The 17,653-nt window shown below is 59.0% G+C and carries 13 protein-coding genes; 5 read left to right on the forward strand and 8 right to left on the reverse strand.

The features are described 5' to 3' along the window. Nucleotides 1-112: 112 nt before the first annotated feature. Complete coding sequence (locus tag V1T76_RS09925) at nt 113-1,012, forward strand: sugar kinase (protein ID WP_330560506.1); 900 nt, start codon at nt 113-115, stop codon at nt 1,010-1,012. 178 nt (nt 1,013-1,190) lie between these two features. Next, nucleotides 1,191-2,366: a hypothetical protein gene (locus V1T76_RS09930; RefSeq protein ID WP_330560507.1), complete on the forward strand. Its 1,176-nt coding sequence runs from the start codon at nt 1,191-1,193 to the stop codon at nt 2,364-2,366. Nucleotides 2,367-2,437: 71 nt separating this feature from the next. Here the strand turns inward: V1T76_RS09930 and V1T76_RS09935 are convergent, their stop codons facing one another. The 3 genes from V1T76_RS09935 to V1T76_RS09945 form a co-directional block, all read right to left on the reverse strand. Beyond that, on the reverse strand, nt 2,438-4,225 hold the full coding sequence (locus V1T76_RS09935; protein ID WP_330560508.1) for an ABC transporter ATP-binding protein: 1,788 nt from the start codon (nt 4,223-4,225) through the stop codon (nt 2,438-2,440). Nucleotides 4,226-4,345: 120 nt separating this feature from the next. Beyond that, nucleotides 4,346-6,127 (reverse strand): aspartate--tRNA ligase, encoded by a 1,782-nt coding sequence (gene aspS / locus V1T76_RS09940; protein ID WP_330560509.1) that lies wholly within the window; start codon nt 6,125-6,127, stop codon nt 4,346-4,348. 162 nt (nt 6,128-6,289) lie between these two features. After that, a complete protein-coding gene (locus tag V1T76_RS09945; RefSeq protein WP_330560510.1) occupies nt 6,290-6,916 on the reverse strand; it encodes a ParA family protein in 627 nt (208 codons plus the stop codon). A gap of 146 nt (nt 6,917-7,062) precedes the next feature. Between V1T76_RS09945 and rnd the strand changes: the two genes are divergently transcribed. Continuing rightward, nucleotides 7,063-8,250, forward strand: coding sequence for a ribonuclease D (rnd, locus tag V1T76_RS09950; protein WP_330560511.1), 1,188 nt, complete (start codon nt 7,063-7,065; stop codon nt 8,248-8,250). A 48-nt stretch (nt 8,251-8,298) separates the two neighbouring features. Here the strand turns inward: rnd and V1T76_RS09955 are convergent, their stop codons facing one another. The 4 genes from V1T76_RS09955 to V1T76_RS09970 all read right to left on the reverse strand — a co-directional run bounded on the left by V1T76_RS09955 (nt 8,299) and on the right by V1T76_RS09970 (nt 13,957). After that, on the reverse strand, nt 8,299-9,819 hold the full coding sequence (locus tag V1T76_RS09955; protein ID WP_330560512.1) for a Ppx/GppA phosphatase family protein: 1,521 nt from the start codon (nt 9,817-9,819) through the stop codon (nt 8,299-8,301). A gap of 1 nt (nt 9,820) precedes the next feature. Next, a complete protein-coding gene (locus V1T76_RS09960) occupies nt 9,821-12,043 on the reverse strand; it encodes an RNA degradosome polyphosphate kinase (RefSeq protein WP_330560513.1) in 2,223 nt (740 codons plus the stop codon). A gap of 133 nt (nt 12,044-12,176) precedes the next feature. Continuing rightward, nucleotides 12,177-12,857: a DnaA ATPase domain-containing protein gene (locus V1T76_RS09965; protein WP_330560514.1), complete on the reverse strand. Its 681-nt coding sequence runs from the start codon at nt 12,855-12,857 to the stop codon at nt 12,177-12,179. Between the two features lie 2 nt (nt 12,858-12,859). Then, nucleotides 12,860-13,957, reverse strand: coding sequence for an AI-2E family transporter (locus V1T76_RS09970; RefSeq protein ID WP_330560515.1), 1,098 nt, complete (start codon nt 13,955-13,957; stop codon nt 12,860-12,862). Nucleotides 13,958-14,271: 314 nt separating this feature from the next. On the opposite strand from V1T76_RS09970, the gene purM reads away from it, so the two are divergent. Together purM and purN are read left to right on the forward strand one after the other, a co-directional pair. Further along, nucleotides 14,272-15,348, forward strand: a complete 1,077-nt coding sequence (gene purM, locus V1T76_RS09975) for a phosphoribosylformylglycinamidine cyclo-ligase (protein ID WP_330560516.1) — start codon at nt 14,272-14,274, stop codon at nt 15,346-15,348. Further along, nucleotides 15,345-15,992: a phosphoribosylglycinamide formyltransferase gene (gene purN / locus V1T76_RS09980; RefSeq protein WP_330560517.1), complete on the forward strand. Its 648-nt coding sequence runs from the start codon at nt 15,345-15,347 to the stop codon at nt 15,990-15,992. Before purM ends, purN begins: the two co-directional genes overlap by 4 nt. A gap of 71 nt (nt 15,993-16,063) precedes the next feature. Here purN and V1T76_RS09985 read toward each other — a convergent pair whose 3' ends face one another. Beyond that, nucleotides 16,064-17,569: a phage tail sheath family protein gene (locus tag V1T76_RS09985; RefSeq protein ID WP_330560518.1), complete on the reverse strand. Its 1,506-nt coding sequence runs from the start codon at nt 17,567-17,569 to the stop codon at nt 16,064-16,066. Between the last annotated feature and the right edge of the window lie 84 nt (nt 17,570-17,653).

Here is a 17,653-nt window from a genome sequence, read left to right on the forward strand (position 1 = left end):
CTGGGTAAACAAGGACTGAAGATTCAGTCGTTTCATTCAGATCAAAGCCACCTGCCTCATTGCCGTGTTAGCTGCAAAACTGACGAGAAAAACCGGACTTCGGGAGGGTTACATGCAGGCGTTGTTTATTGGACAAGCCTATATCGACGTTACTTTTTTGACCGACAAATTGCCGACGGGAGATGAAAAGACGATTGCCCGGGATTACGCAATCAGCTTTGGCGGGAACGCCGTGACGGCAGCGTTTTGCTGCGCCAAGCTGGGCGGCAAGCCGGAGCTGTTGTGCTCGCAAGCAGACGACTGGTTGGCACGTATGTTCCTGGACATGGCAGCGGCCTACGGCATATCCATTCACGGCCGCAAGGTGCGTGAAAGTTCCCTCTCCTTCATCATGCCGCAGGGAGGCAAGCGTGCCATCGTCCGCTGCCGCGACAACGAGTTCCTGCATCCTTTCCCTCCCCTCACCCTGACCGGCATGAAGGCTCTGCACCTCGACGGGCATATGCCGGACGCAGCGCTGCATTATGCGACCACCTGCAAGAACCTCGGCATCCTGACGTCTCTCGATGGCGGTGCCGTGCGCGAAAACACCGATGAGCTTCTCAACCAAATCGACATTGCGGTCGTTTCCGAACGCTTCTGCCAGCAACTTGGCATGTCGACCGGTGAAACGCTTTCGTATCTGCGCACCAAGAATTGCCCTGTCGGCGCCGTGACGCTCGGCAGCGAAGGTATGGTCTGGTACGAAGCCGGCGGTCCGGACAAGGTGATGCCCGCCCTGAACGTGCCTTTGTCGAAGGTGGTCGATTCCAACGGTGCCGGCGATGTGTTCCACGGCGCCTATATTGCATCCTACCTGCGCTGGCCGGAGAGAAGCTGGGATCAGCATTTCCGCTTTGCACGAGGCGCCTCGACGCATGCAATCCAGCATCTGGGCAACGAGGCCAGTCTTCCGACGCTGGAAGACATCGAACGCGCCAACGTGACCTTCGCTGAAAAGGCCGTAGCCTGACATTCATAAAGGCGGCAAAACCGGTGTGCATGCAGCCTTCGCGTTTCAACCGGGCAAAATGTGACGCAGGACATATTTTGACCGAATAAGCCCGGCTATTGCTTCCTCCGGCTTTCGCCTTGCCACACTGTGGAACTTCCCTCAGAGTGGGACCACCTCTATTTCGTGGAGATTTTCAATGATGTTTTCCCGTTCGCCCCGGATCGCAGCCGGTCTGACGGCCGCCGTCAGTCTGCTCGCCCTTCAAGCCTCCCCGGCGCTTGCCTTCGATCCGTCCGGGAACGAGATTGCCGATGCCTTTCTGACCCTGCTGGACGCTGAAAAAGGCACCGTCGAAAGCTATGGTTCGGTTGACGAAGCAGGCGATGCCGTAACTCTCAGCGACATCGTCATCAGCAAGGAAGACGAAGAAAACGCCAGCGTCACTATCGCGTCGACCGTTCTGACGGGTGGAGAAATTCAGTCCGATGGGCGGCTCAAGCTTTCAAGCCTCGACATGAGCAACCTTCAGCTCACCGCCAAGGACGGCGGCATGTCGCTGGCGGATCTCAAGGTCACCGACCTTCTCTTGCCGACCCCGGAAGAAGCTGCTTCAGATACGCCGCCCGTCGGCCCCGGCTACAAGACCTTTGAAGCCAACAGCATTCAGATACGCGATGAAGACAACCAGATTGCCGACATCGTCAAGATCTCTTCCTCGATCGAAGCCATGGACGGCGATCTTCCGACCGCGGGCCAGTTTGCTGTCACCGGAGCCACCATTGACGTCAAGGAGCTGGAAACGGAGGAAACGAAATCCCTCACGGAACTCGGCTATGAAACCCTGACAATCGATGTTTCCGGATCGGGCAAATGGGATCCGAAAGCGGCCACACTCGTGGTTCCGGAACTGAAGATCGACGCCAAGGACGCTGCCAGCCTGTCTGTTTCTCTGTCCATGGGCGGGGTTACCCGGGACGTGGTGACCCAGCTCAACGAAAAGTCGGAAAAGCCTGAGGAAGCGATGGCGCTCCTGCAGAATGTGACCATCGAAAATGCCAAGATCCGGCTGGACGACGCCTCGTTGACGGGACGTGTTCTGGATCAGGAATCGCAAAAGGCCGGTGTCGATACGCCGACCTATGTTGCCGGCCTCACCGGCACGCTGCCCATGATGCTCGGCATGCTGCAGAACAAGGAACTGGAAGGCCAGATCGCCAAGGCTGTGACCCAGTTCCTGAACACGCCCGGCTCGCTGGAACTGACGGCTGCTCCGGGCGCACCTGTTCCGCTGTCCCAGATCATGGGAACGGCGATGTTTGCGCCGCAAATGATCCCGCAGATCCTGTCGGTCGGCATTACCGCCAACCAATAAATCTGCCTCGAATGCAAAAAGCCCGGGCAACTGACCCGGGCTTTTTTTGTTTTGACGCTCAAAGCTGCGGCTTATTCGGCCGCCTCGTTGCGGCTCTGGAATTGCAGCTCGCACAGCCGACGGTAAATTCCGTCATGCTCGAACAATTCATCATGCGTACCGCTTTCCACAACACGCCCCCTGTCCATGACGAGGATCTGGTGTGCATGGCGAACCGTGCTGAGGCGGTGGGCGATCACAAGCGTTGTACGACCCTCCATCAGCGTTTCAAGCGCAGCCTGGATCTTGGCTTCGGATTCCGCGTCGAGAGCCGAGGTTGCCTCATCCAGCAACAGGATCGGCGCATCAAGCAGCATGGCGCGCGCGATGGCAATACGCTGACGCTGACCGCCCGACAACCGGCCGCCGCCATCGCCGGCAAGGGTGCTGTAACCTTCGGGCATTTCCATGATGAAGTCATGGGCGTTCGCTGCCCGTGCCGCTGCCTCGATCTCTTCCTGAGAAGCATCCGGTCTGCCGATGGCGATATTATCGCGGATACTGATGTTGAAGAGATACGAGTCCTGGCTCACGTAAGCAATGTTCCGGCGCAGCGAGCCCATCGTGACCGACTTGATCGACTGGCCATCGACGGAGATCGTGCCTTCCTGCGGATCATAGAAGCGCTCGATCAGGGCAAAGACGGTGGACTTGCCGGCGCCCGACGCACCAACCAGTGCCGTTGTCTTGCCGCCTTCAGCGGTGAAGGTCAGGCCGTTGAGCGCGGCGCCTTCTCCGTAGGAGAACTTGACGTCCTGCACCTCGATCTGACCGCGACTGACCTTGATATCCGGCGCATTGTCAATCTGCTCCAGATCTGGTTGCTCATCGATCAGTTCGTACATCAGGCGCACACCGACCAGCGACTTGCTGAGATTGACATTCAGCCGGGCCAGACGGCGCGCGGGATCATAGGCAAGCAGCAGTGCAGTGATGAATGCGAAGAAGGCACCGGGATCCTTGCCCAATTCCACGACCGAGTAACCGCCGTAGAAGATGACCAGCGCGATTGCAAAACCGCCGAGGGATTCCATCAAGGGTGACGTGCGAGCCGTCAGCGAGGCGATCTTGTTGGACTGGCGCTCCACTTCGGCGACGGAGGTCGCCATCCTCTGCTGCATCGTCGGCTCTACCCTGAAAGCCTTGACAATGCGAATTCCCAGAACGGTTTCCTGCAGGGTCGAGCCGATCTTGGCGTTTGAGACAACCTGCCGCTTGGCATAGGTCTTGACCCGTTTGACCAGAAAGCTGACGCCGACAACGATCGGCGGCATGATGACCAGCGCCAACAGGCTCATCAGGGGATCCTGGACAATCATCACACCGACGAGGCCGATAAGGGTCAGAACGTCCCTGCCGAGGCTGAGCACGATCATGTCAATGACCGAACGTGCGCTGCCGGCACCGGTGTTCACGCGGATGCCGAGTTCCGGCAAGGACATCCGGTCGAAATAAGCCTGGTCCTGTTTGGTCAGACGATGGAAAAGCCGATTCTGCAGATCCGCGACGATTGCGTTGCCGACCCGCGATAAAACAACCATCTGGCCGTAGGTCGAAGCCCCCTTCAGGGTGAAGATGCAGATGACGGCGCCGGCGATCACATAGATCATCATCTTGTCGCGATTGATGAAGACCTCGTTGATGACATCCTTCATGATCCAGGCACTTGCGGCAGTCGTTGCCGCAACCAAACCCATGAAGACGAAGGCCACCAAGTAGCGCGGGATATAGGCCCGAAGATTTTCGCTCAACAGGCGCTTGATGACTTGAACCGTGCCATCCGGGTCTTGCCAGATCTCCCATTTTGCAGGGTTGAGCACTGTAAGCCGCCTTTCCAAAAACTTGCAAAGCATAACACGACTGAGGCCGGCAGGGCCGGCCTCTCGCCTCTTTCGCAGAGGGGTATCCCTATTTTACGGTCACCCGCAAGTAGGATGTTCTCACGCGTCCGGCAAGTTCAGACGCAAATGCAGATCGCGAAGCTGCGCCGATGTCGGTTCGCTTGGCGCGCCCATCATCAGGTCTTCCGCTTTCTGGTTCATCGGGAAGAGCATAACTTCACGAATATTGGCCTCGTCAGCCATCAGCATGACCATACGGTCGATCCCGGCAGCGCACCCACCGTGCGGAGGCGCGCCATACTGGAACGCGTTGACCATGCCGCCGAAACGCTTATCGACTTCCTCCGCCGGATAACCTGCGATCTCAAAGGCCTTGTACATGATCTCGGGCTTGTGGTTCCGGATCGCGCCAGACACCAGTTCGTGTCCGTTACAGGCCAGATCGTACTGATATCCGCGAACTTCCAGCGGATCGCCTTCCAACGCTTCTATTCCGCCCTGGGGCATGGAGAACGGGTTGTGCTCGAAATCGATCTCGCCGGTTTCCTCGTCGCGCTCGTAGATCGGGAAATCCACGATCCAGGCAAATTCGAAGCGGTCCTTGTCGGTATGGCCGAGTTCTTCGCCGATGATGACACGGGCCTTGGCCGCAACCGGCTCGAACTGCTTCGGCTTACCGCCCAGGAAGAAGGCGGCATCGCCGACTTCGAGGCCGAGCTGCGTGCGGATCGCTTCGGTGCGTTCCGGGCCGATGTTCTTGGCCAGCGGACCGGCCGCTTCCATGGAGCCGTCTTCGGCCTTGCGCCAGAAGATGTAGCCCATGCCCGGTAGACCCTGCTCCTGGGCGAACTTGTTCATGCGGTCGCAGAACTTGCGGCTGCCGCCCTTCGGTGCCGGAATGGCGCGGATTTCCGTACCCGGCTGCTCCAGCAGGTTGGCGAAGATCGCAAAACCGGACCCGGCAAAATGCTCGGACACGATTTCCATCTTGATCGGGTTTCTGAGGTCCGGCTTGTCCGTGCCGTACCAAAGCGCAGAATCCTTGTAGGAAATCTGCGGCCAGTTGCGGTTGACCGGACGACCGTTGCCGAAACGTTCGAAACAGCCGGCAATCACCGGTTCGATGGTGTCGAACACGTCCTGCTGGGTGACGAAGGACATTTCCATGTCGAGCTGGTAGAAGTCCGTCGGCGAGCGGTCAGCGCGCGGATCTTCATCGCGGAAGCACGGCGCGATCTGGAAATACTTGTCGAAGCCGGAGACCATCAGCAGCTGCTTGAACTGCTGCGGAGCCTGCGGCAGCGCGTAGAACTTGCCCGGATGCAGGCGGGACGGCACCAGGAAGTCACGCGCGCCTTCCGGAGAAGAGGCCGTGATGATCGGCGTCTGGAATTCGTTGAAGCCGATGTTCCACATCCGGTCGCGCAGATCGCGCACCACGTTGGAGCGCAGAATCATGTTCTGATGCAGTTTCTCACGGCGCAGATCCAGGAAGCGGTACTTCAGGCGCACTTCTTCCGGATACTCCAGATCGCCGAAGACCGGCAGCGGAAGTTCCTTTGCCGCACCCAGAATTTCCATCTCGCGGATGAAAACTTCAATGTCACCGGTCGGCAGGTCCGGGTTGATGGTTTCGTCCGTCCGCTTCTTCACGTTGCCGTCGATGCGGATACACCATTCCGAGCGAACGGTTTCGGCCAGTTTGAAGGCCGCGGAGTCCGGGTCGACCACACATTGGGTGACGCCGTAATGATCGCGCAGATCGATGAACAGCACCCCGCCATGATCGCGGACCCTGTGGACCCAGCCGGAAAGACGGATAGTCTGGCCTTCGTCGGACAGACGGAGGTCACCGCATGTGTGACTACGGTAGGGGTGCATTCTCATTCCTCGACATTTTTCTTGGCATAGAAAATCGTTACGGCCCGCCGGAGGCAGGCCGTGTCCGGCTGCACAATCCATGTTGCGGCACGAAAGTCAAGGAAAAGGCTTGCACTATGCTTGCCTCTCCCCTTTTGAACGAGAAACGGGTCGGAATTTCTCTCAGGCGTCGACCGCCTGCAACAGTGGATGCCATTGGCCGCGGATCTCGTGAGAACCGGCGTCGGAATAATCGAACACACCTGATCCGGCCGCGGCGTGGCGGGCATAAACTACCCGCTCGGATATCCGGGCAAGCAGCGGATAGCCCTTCCTGGCAAGCAGTTGCTCCAGATCGCCAACCTGGTTGGACCGGCGATCGATGCGGTTTGCAACCACATGAATGTCGGCCTTGCCCTTGCGTACGCGCTTGATATCGGAAATTCGGTCGAGAAACTTCAAGGTGGCGTCCCAGTCGAAAGCAGAGGCAAGAACAGGAACAACGATGTCGGAAGCCTCGGCGATCAGGTTCTTGGCCAGCTCGGAGCGAAGCCCGCCAGGTCCGTCAATGATGACGGCATCAAGATCCTTGTCCTTGTCGCCGATGGCCTCTTCCTTGCTCCAGTTGAGACCTTCGATCCGCGCCAGGCTCTTGGGCCGGCGCTTGATCCACGAGAGGCTGGACTTTTGCCGGTCTGCATCCGCAAGGGCAACATCTTCTCCCCGGGCGGCAAGCGCGACAGCAAGATTCGTGGCGAGGGTCGTCTTGCCGCAACCGCCCTTGGAATTCACCACCAGTATCTTGCGCATTTCCACTCCTTTGTGTGTTCTCTCGCACACGCTCGCCTAAGCTTCAACATAGGCGCACAAAATGCGCCTTTTCAAGGGCGTTGGGCGCGAAAATTACCTTTTCGTGGCGACAAAGCGGCAGAACTCGGGTATAGCTTTCCGTCACCATGCATGTGATTACAAAAACAAAAGATCTCGCCGCTGCGTGTCAGCGTCTTGCCGCTCATGATTACGTGACCGTCGACACGGAATTTCTCCGTGAGACAACCTTTTGGCCCAAGCTCTGCGTCATCCAGATGGCAGGGCCTGACATGGCCTTCATCGTCGATGCCCTGTCAGAAGGGCTGGACCTTGAGCCTTTTTTCGAGCTTATGCGCGACGGCAGTGTGACAAAGGTTTTTCATGCTGCCCGCCAGGATATCGAAATCATCTATCACCTGGGTGAACTGATCCCCGCGCCGCTGTTCGACACGCAGGTGGCGGCCATGGTCTGTGGCTTCGGCGATTCCATTTCCTACGACCAGCTTGTCTACAAGGTCACCGGAGCACGAATCGACAAGTCCTCGCGCTTTACCGATTGGGCCCGCAGGCCCCTGACGGCAAAGCAACTGGATTACGCGCTGGCGGACGTCACGCATCTGCGCGACGCTTACCAATTCCTGAAAGCCAATCTCGCCGAGCAGGACCGCATCCACTGGGTACAGGACGAGATGCAGGTTCTGACGTCGGTGAACACGTATCGCACCGACCCGGAACAGGCCTGGAAACGTTTGAAACTGCGCGTGCGCAAGCCGGTTGAACTGGCTGTCATGATGGAGGTCGCCGCTTGGCGCGAACGGGAAGCGCAATCGCGCGATGTTCCCCGCAGTCGCGTCGTCAAGGACGATGCCATTTACGAACTTGCGGCCCAGCAGCCTCAGGACGCGGAAGCACTTGCGCGCCTCAGAACCATTCCACGCGGCTTCGAGCGGTCCAAGTCCGCGGATGAAATCCTGAAAGCTGTCAGACGCGCCGTTTCGCTTCCCAAGAACGAAATGCCGAAACTGCCCAAGGGCCGTCAGGCTCCGGATGGTTCGGCGGCAGCCGTCGATCTCCTGAAGGTTCTTCTGAAACTGGTCAGTGAAGCCCACGGCGTTGCGGCCAAGGTCATTGCCACCGTGGATGATCTTGAAAAGATTGCTGCAGACGACGCTGCCGATGTGGCGGCCATGAAGGGCTGGCGGCGCGAGCTTTTCGGCGAAACCGCACTCAAGCTGAAGCGCGGCGAAGTCGCCCTCGCCTTTCAGAACCGGCAGATCGTGGCGATCGAGCAACCGCAACAGCCGGAAGATGTCGAAAAGGAAGCGGCGGAATAACCTCTGCCGCTTTGTTTCCTCAAGTCCCCTGACTAACGATCCCTGCCCTCAGCCGGCGTTTACCGCAACATCAACCTCGATGATCTTGCTGAGCTGGTTCGCGCGCTTGCGCAAGCGCTCGCCGTCCAGATTGGCCAGCTCCTTGCCGAGGTCGAGCGACAGCCCCTTGTCTGTCTTGGTGATGCCCACCTTCGGCAGCATGCCGGCAATCGATGCACTCAGAAGTGATGCCACGCGCATGGTTGCGCCGAGAACCTTGGCACGAATGCGCAGGCGGTCGGTAAACAGTTCCCGGATCACAGGCGAAAGATCGCCCTCCCGCAGGCCCTGGTGGCGATAGAAGACGGCCGCGGCCAGATAGGCGCGGCTGGCATGATCCAGGCCGACGAAGGACGCGTTCGAAATGATGTTGAGGCTTTGCTCGCCGCGATAGTCCGGATGGGCTCGCCAACCGATGTCGGAGAGAAGGCAGGCCGCATGCCGCAGCCGGGTCTCGTTGGCGGTTTCTTCAATGCCAAGTTGCCGGAACAGAGAGTCCGTCCAGACGATCAGCTCCTCGGCAAAGGCAGGAGAGCGCGCCCGCAGCGTGCACAGTTCGCGTGCGGCTTCGATTACCGGATCATGGGCCTGCATTTCCAGCGGCAGCTTTTCGTGCAGCAGACCTTCGCGCACACCGGTTGCGGAAAAGACCAGGCGTTCCGCCTTCATCGACAGGAGCACCTGCTCCAGCACCACTGCGCCGATCGGGACGAGCGGACGGCGCTGCTTAGAGACGATCTCGGCAAGCTCCACTCCTTCGAGATTGGGAACCGCGATCCGCTTGCAGAAGGCAATCGCCTCTTCCGCACTGATTTCGTAATTGTGCATCACGTGCAGCGGGTAATTGTTCTGCATCAGATGCAGACGCCCGAGCGACCGCCAGGTGCCGCCGACGGCGTAAAACGTCCGTTCACCTGGTGCCAGATCAGGCCAGTGAAAATCCTTGAGCGCGGCTTCGGTAATTTTCTGCGCCTTGGCAATCTTGCCGTCGGCCTCCTCCGACAGGCGCAATCCGCCGAGGGGGAACGTTGCCCCGGCGCCCGGCTTGTTGTCGGCGATTTCCACCAGCTCCAGGCTGCCGCCACCCATGTCGCCCACTATGCCGCGCGGCTGCCAGAAGCCCGCAATCACGCCAAGGGCCGAGTAATAGGCTTCCTCACTCCCGTCGAGAATACGGACCGGCGCGTCCAGTGAGCGCTCGACTTCGCGCACGAATTCAGGACCATTTTCCGCATCGCGCGCTGCAGCAGTCGCGACGATATAGATATCCTGACAGCCGGTGTGTTTGATGAGGGTCTTGAAACGGGTCAGCTCTCCTAGCGCCAGATTAACAGAATCGTCAGCCAGACGGCCGGTCGCGGCAATGCCCTTGCCAAGGCCAGCGAGGAGCTTCTCGTTGAACAGCATCGTCGGCGTGCGGGCCTTGCGTTCGTAGATCACGAGGCGCACGGAGTTGGAACCGATGTCCACGACTGCGACAGGGCCGGACCCGTTGAGACGGCCACGTGCCGGGTGAAACTCAGCAGTCATGCTAACCTCGTTTTTGCCGTTCCAGGAACGGCCTCGGCCGGTCACTCTTCAACGACTTGCCACGCCCCGACAGTGAGGGGTTCGTCATGAAATATTGATGCGCATTGAAGGGTTCTTCATTGGCGTTCGGAACGATGCGCTCATGGCTGCCATCGGACAGGATGCGCCAGCTTTGCTGGTTATCCTTCAGGTTGGCCACCATGATCTGGTCCAGCACCTGCTCGTGTACGGTCGGCGTCTTGAGCGGCGCCAGAACCTCGACCCGCCGGTCGATGTTGCGCGGCATCAGATCCGCCGATCCGATGTAGACATGCGCTTCCGGCGATGGCAGACCCTGGCCGTTGCCGAAGCAATAGATGCGCGAATGCTCCAGAAACCTTCCGACAATGGATTTCACCCGGATGTTGTCGGACAGGCCCGGAATGCCCGGACGCAGGCAGCAGATGCCGCGAATGATCAGGTCGATCTGCACGCCTGCCTGGCTTGCACGGTACAGCGCGTCGATGATCGCCGGATCCACCAGCGAGTTCATCTTCCACCAGATCTGCGCGGGACGTCCGGCGCGGGCGTGCTCGATTTCGCCCTCGGTCATTTCCAGCATGCGCTGGCGCAGATTGACCGGTGAGACCATCAGATTGTTCAGCTCCGCCGGCTGAGCGTAGCCTGTGATGAAGTTGAACACGCGGGCTGCATCCTCGGCAATGCCGGGGTCATCCGTGAAGAAGGACAGATCCTCATAAATTCGCGCGGTGATCGGGTGATAGTTCCCCGTGCCGATATGGCAATAGGTCTTCAGCTGGCCGTGTTCGCGCTTGATCACCATGGACAGTTTGGAGTGGGTTTTCAGTTCGATGAACCCGAAAACCACCTGCACCCCTGCCCGCTCCAGGTCGCGCGCCCACTTGATGTTCGCCTCCTCGTCGAAACGGGCTTTCAGCTCCACCAGCGCCGTAACCGATTTGCCGGCTTCGGCTGCCTCTGCCAGGGCCTTCACGATGGGGCTGTCATTGGAAGTGCGATAAAGCGTCTGCTTGATCGCCACCACGTCCGGATCACGCGCTGCCTGCCGCAGATACTGGACCACCACATCGAAGGATTCATACGGGTGGTGGACGATGATGTCCTTCTGGTGGATTGCCGCAAGACAGTCGCCGCCGTGTTCGCGAATGCGCTCCGGAAACCGGGCGGTGTAGGGCTGAAACTTGAGATCCGGCCGCTCGAGATCGACTACCTGAGACAGGTTGTTGAGCGCAAGCAGCCCGTTTGCCAGAAAGATCTCGCTCTCCCCGACGTGCAGCGCCTCGGCCACGAATTCGCGCAGAGCCGGTGGTGTGGTCTCCTGAATTTCCAGGCGGATCACCGAACCCCGGCGGCGGCGTCGCAGGGCGCTCTCGAACAGGCGAACGAGGTCTTCCGCTTCTTCTTCGATTTCCAGGTCGCTGTCGCGGATGACGCGGAAAGCGCCCTTGCCGCGGATCTCGTAACCGGGAAACAGGCGTCCGATGAACAGGCTGACGACTTTTTCGATCGCGATGAACCGGGCTGCGCCATCTGCGCCGTTGGGCAGCTGGACGAAGCGGTCGACCTGGCTTGGAATTCTGAGCAGCGCGATCATTCCGCGCCCGCCGGATGTGGGCGCCAGTTCGAAGACGATGGAAAACCCGAGGTTCGGAATGAAAGGGAACGGATGCGCCGGATCGATGGCCAGCGGCGTCAGAACCGGGAAGACATAAGCCAGGAAATAATCCTGCAGCCAGACCCTGTCCGCGTGGTCCAGCGTCTCGCCCTGCGGGATCTCTATACCCTTGTCGGCAATCTCACGGCGCAGTTCCACCCAGATCTTCTGCTGGGAGGCCTGCAGGTCCCGCACGGCATCGCTGATCTTCTGAAGCTGCTCGGTTGGAGTCAGGCCGTCATCGGACAGATTTGTAACGTCCGCCCGCTGCTGGCCGCGCAGACCGGCAACTCGCACCATGAAGAATTCATCGAGGTTGTTGGCAGAGATCGACAAGAACCGAACCCGCTCAAGCAGCGGGTGGTTCGGGTTCATGGCCTCTTCCAGAACCCTCAGATTGAATTGCAGCCACGACAGTTCGCGGTTCATGAAACGGGCCGGCGATGTAGCCAGCTCACCTTCTGGCGCCAGTTCCGGCACGGTTCCCTTGCCATCGGCTGCAACTGTGGAAGCGGGCAGAATGTCAGAAATATCAGGGGCTTCGTTCATGGCATCATCCCTTTTTCCGTGCAGCTTCCGCTTCAATCAGGCAGAGCAGAGCATACCCATTCCGCGTTGTTGCCGACGTGACTAACATGAAGTCCCAAGCGGACAAATGACAGTCCTGTGGAAGTATCGGCGATTATTGGCCTTTATGCACATTTTCCAAGACCCGCCCTGCCAGTGGTTTCGTGATCTTCACGCGTCCGGCCAAAGCCTCTTGATCGATCGCTTCGACAGCGCGCATGGCAACTTCAAGCGACCTCTCCATTCGCACCACAAGATAATCGACGACACCTTGATCGACCGCAATCTGACGGTCGGCGAACAGTTTCACCAATACCCGGCGCAGAAGATCGTCGTCCGGCTCCAGAATTTCCACAGGGGTTGCCGCCCGCAGACGGGACTGAAGATCCGGCAGGGAAATTTTCCAGCTTGCAGGCCACGTGCGGCTGGTGATGAGCACGGTCTTGCCGGCCTGACGCGCCGCATTGAGAAGGTGAAACAGCGCCGTGTTGTCGATGCCCAGATGCGCATCCTCGATCACGCAGGCGGACGCTGCGACGAGGGTTTGCACAGAGTGTGGCGTAAGCTCAGCCGCCGGCACAACAGCCGCTCCGGTTTCATCCTGAAAAGCCCGGACCAGATGGGTCTTGCCCGCTCCGACAGGCCCCGCAAGCACGACGACCGGCGACGGCCAGTCCGGCCAGCGCTCCAGAAGTTCGAACGCAGCCCGATTGGAGCCTCCAACCAGATAGTCATCACGGCTCAGGGCCGCTTCATGCGGCAATTCCAACGGCAACTGGCGTGGTGTTTCCGCCATTTCTACTCTGAAACCTGCTGTTCTTGTTCCGACGCGGGATGGTCTGTTCCCTGGTAGACCGGGCTTGCCAGATACTGCTTCAGGGCAAAGCGTGCAAGCACGCCGATCATTGCAGCTGCGGGTACTGCAATTAGCATCCCCACAAATCCAAAGAGATATCCAAAGGCAAACAGGGCAAACATCAGTGCCACGGGATGAAGCCCCGTACTGTCACCGACAAGTTTGGGCTGCAGGATATTGCCTTCCAGAAACTGGCCGATGCCAAAGACCGCGGCGACCGCGACAATCCAGGGCCACTCCGGCCAGAACTGGACGATTGCCACACCTAGAGACAGGATTAGACCCAAACCGGCCCCGACGAACGGAATGAAACTGACGAGGCCCGCTGCCATTCCGATCAGAAGGCCGAAGTTCAGCCCGACCAAGGCCAGCGAGACAGCGTAAAACGAACCGAGGATCAGGCACACCGATACCTGCCCGCGCACAAATCCGGCAACTGCCTGATCCATTTCCCGCGCAAGCCCGCGAATTTCCGACAAATGAGGGCGCGGCAACCAGCTGTCTATCCGCGCGACCATGCGATCCCAGTCCAGCAACAGGTAGAAGGCGACAACCGGTGTAATGACGAAGAGCGACAGGATCGACAGCAACGCCTGACCGCCACTCCACAGAGACTGCGCCAGCTTGCCGATAAAGGAAGCGCCTTGCCCAATGAGATTGGACATTGAGGATTGAAGATCTTCCGCGCTTATGCCGGCAACAGACGCAAGATTGGCCGGAAAATTCTCCGACAACAGGCTCTGAAGCTTGCGGATCAGCTCCGGGAACTTCTCAAGGAAAAGCGAGAGCTGATTTCCCAGAAGCGGCAGGATCAGAATGAAGAACATCACCAAGATGAGAACGAAGGCAAACAGGATGCAAAGCGTCGCCCACATGCGCCCCATGCCCAGCTTTTCCAGCCGGTCGCAAACCGGGTCCAGCAGATAGGCAACGGCCATACCCGCCACGAAGGGCAGAAGCACGCTGGAAAAGACGTACAGAAAAAGGCAGAAGACAATGAGAGAGATCAGCCAGAACTGTACCTGTCGGCGAAGGGTCATGAATGGCGCTCCTCGGTTGTTCCGGCGCGTGAAAATGGCTTTCCTGCGGACATGGGATTAAACCCTGCCTCGGGTCAAGTCCAGAATGGTCAGTCTTGCACGGTCCTGGCCCCCCACGGCGGCCCGCCAGCCTTGCTGTTTGCCGGCAATGCACTTTCTGGTGGTTGAACGGGCCGGGCAGCCAAGAAAGATGCGGAAGTTACCCCGCCATCTGTTCTTAAGCCCTGCGCAGAGCCGCTCGCCTCTTGTGTTCCTTGGCAGCAGACTGTAATCCGCACTGGCACAGCCAACCGCACGCAGTCTCGGAGTGCCCCATGAGCGAATCCTCTGGTCCCAACGGCCTGACCTATGCCGATGCAGGTGTCGATATCGATGCCGGAAACGAACTGGTGAACCGCATCAAGCCGCTGGTCAAGGCAACCTCTCGCCCCGGGGCCGACAGCGACATCGGTGGTTTTGGCGGTCTGTTCGATCTGAAAGGCGCAGGGTTTCAAGATCCGATCCTGGTTGCGGCCAATGATGGCGTCGGCACCAAGCTGAAGATTGCCATTGAAACCGGCCAGCACCGCACTGTGGGCATCGACCTCGTGGCCATGTGCGTCAACGATCTGGTGGTTCAGGGTGCAGAACCGTTGTTCTTCCTCGACTATTTCGCAACCGGCGCGCTGGACGTGGAAACCGCAACGGATGTGGTGGCAGGCATTGCGGACGGCTGCAAGATGGCCGGCGCCGCACTGATCGGCGGCGAAACGGCTGAAATGCCGGGCATGTATGTGGAAGGTGACTACGATCTCGCCGGTTTTTCTGTTGGAGCGGTTGAACGTGGCGCAATCCTGCCGCGGCCGGATGTCGCCGCAGGCGATGTGCTGCTTGGCCTTGCCTCTGCCGGTGTCCATTCCAACGGCTATTCCATGGTCCGCAAGATTGTCGAACTGTCCGGCATGACCTGGTCGGACGCAGCGCCCTTCGCTGCCGGAAAAACACTCGGCGAAGCTCTGATGGAGCCGACCCGCATTTACGTCAAGCCGCTGCTTGCCGCCCTGAAGGAAACATCCGGCATCAAGGCTCTTGCCCATATCACCGGCGGAGGTCTGCCGGAAAACCTGCCGCGCGTCCTGCCGAAGAACTGTTCCGCGCGCATCGACCTCACCCAGATCAACGTTCCGCCGGTGTTCGGCTGGCTCGCTAAATCGGGCGGTGTGGCTGAAAAGGAAATGCTGCGCACCTTCAACTGCGGCACCGGCATGGTGATTGTCGTCGCCTCAGATGCGGCGGACGCGGTTGCCGACGTCCTTGCCAAAGCTGGGGAAACGGTCAGCCGGATCGGTACCATCGAAGCTGAAGGCGCTGCACCGGTGCTGTTTGACGGCAGCCTGGACCTCGGCGCATGAGCCGGAAAAAGACAGCCATCCTGATTTCCGGGCGCGGTTCCAACATGGGCGCGCTGATTTCTGCCGCCATGTCTCCCGACTATCCGGCAGAAATCGCGCTGGTTCTTTCCAACCGTCCGGACGCAAAGGGACTGGAGCGGGCTGCGGGATTCGGCATCCCGACGGCCGTTGTCGACCACAAGGACTTCGCAGGCGATCGGGAAGCATTCGAGCGATCCGTTGATGCCGTGTTGAAGGAACACAAGATCGAACTGGTTGCCCTCGCAGGCTTCATGCGTATCCTCACGCCTTATCTCGTCAATGCCTGGGCAGGCCGGATGATCAATATCCACCCTGCCCTTCTGCCTTCGTTCAAGGGCCTTGCCACACACGAGCGGGCTTTGCAGGAAGGCGTAAAATTGCACGGTGCGACGGTGCATTACGTATCGGCTGAAATGGATGATGGGCCGATCATCGTGCAGGGCGCCGTTCCCGTTCTTGATGGCGACACACCGGACACGCTGGCCGCCCGCGTTCTGGAGGTCGAACACCAGATCTACCCCAAGGCGCTCTCGATGGTTGCCAGCGGCACGGCCAGAGTGTCCGGAACACGCGTGACCGGCAGCAGCGACAGCGCAGGCACCGAAGCGCTTATCTGGCCGTAGACAGCAAAGCGCCTTTCCACCGACAGTGAACCGATCGCGGCTTTGTCTGGCAAATCTTCCTGACCTTCTGATCAATCGGGCTTTGTCTGGAGCTGCTGCCGTAACGGCATCACAATAAACTCCGCCGGCCGAATGAGGGCAACCTGCACCACGACGTTTACAGTGCCAGCTATGACATCTGTCTCGGTCATGGTTGAACCAAGGCCAACATCCACTCCGAAAGCCTCATCAGAAGTGGCGCCAACGAGCGCTCCGGCTTTCCAAAGAGAATTCAGAAAATACTCAATCGAGTGCTTTATCGATTGCCAGGTTGGTTCAGTGTTGGGTGAAAACACGAATGCATCGAGCGTTGCCTTGATCGATTGTTTCAGCATGATCGCCGTTCGGCGGACATTCACATAGCGCCATTCAGAGCTGTTACCGGCCAGCGTGCGCGCGCCCCAGACAACTGTCCCGCGTGCCGGAAACGACCGGATCGCATTCACGGCCTTGCCATCCAATGGGGCGTTCAGATCTTCCTGCTGAGCATCTGAGATAACTATGCAGGGTGATACGACGGAAGATAGCCCAATGTTTGCAGGCGCCTGCCAGACGCCGGTATTGTTGTCGGTCCTTGCGTAGGCACCCGCCAGCGCACTTGACGGAGGCATGACATTCAACGCTGCGACCGCATGGTCAATGAGGTCTTTGTAACGATCCGAAAGAACTCTCAAGCCTTTCTCACAACGTGCCTTTTCTGCGTCGGACGTTTTGTCATCCGCTATCAGATCGAGTGTTTTTTCCAGCGCGGCTTTTTGGGCATCGAACGCCTGTGCGCTCGGATCTTGCCGGACATAATCGAAAAAAGCCTTTCGGGTGTCGGCAGAAATGTTGTCGAAGGTCAAATCAGAGGCGACATGGAGCTTGGTGTTCACCCAGGGATAATATGCGGCCGCGAAGCTCAAGTCTTCTGCCGAGAGCATATTCCGCAGGCCGGTCTTTCCCGAGATCACGTCAGCCTCGTCGTATGTCCTCTTCGTGTCACCGTTGAACACATCCACAATGGCGAAACGTTTTTTGGTCTCGGCACAATGGGCAAGACCCCTGTCCCAGACGGTCTTGTAGTCCACCGGTGACGGCAGGAGCACCGCCTCTGGAATGACGACCATCGACGGCTCCTCCTGCTGGGCGACTTCCTGCCAGACAGCCTCACTGAAATGCTCCACGGACTTTGCAATCGCGGGCTCTCCCTCGCCGTAACAAGCGACTGACAAAATCCAGCACTTGCTGCCGCCATTTTCGAAGAACAGGCGTATGGCCGAGTGCAGAATGAAATTGCTTGCGTCCTCCAGTTCCAGAACCGGTTCCCCTGCCCGCAGACTGAAGTCAAACCGCGCTGCCGGTGCTTTGCCGAACCATAGTTCAAACTCCTTCAATGAAGTGACCCGAGCCGGCACGCCGGTCACATCCGCGCCCTGCTGCGCGGCCCTTTGCGTGTAGCCGATGAAGATCGGGACATCTGTCGCGACTTCCACAACCTGCATAGGAAAGGCATTTTTCTCGACGATGTAGACGCCCGGGGCCTCATACTTCTTCATGTGCTCTTCCTCGTGACGCGGCCTCCGGCGGAAGCTTGACGCGCTTGCTCGGTACAGGCTCCCACAGTAGCCCCGATCAGCAAA

This window comes from Roseibium sp. FZY0029, assembly GCF_036350355.1.
Lineage (GTDB): Bacteria > Pseudomonadota > Alphaproteobacteria > Rhizobiales > Stappiaceae > Roseibium.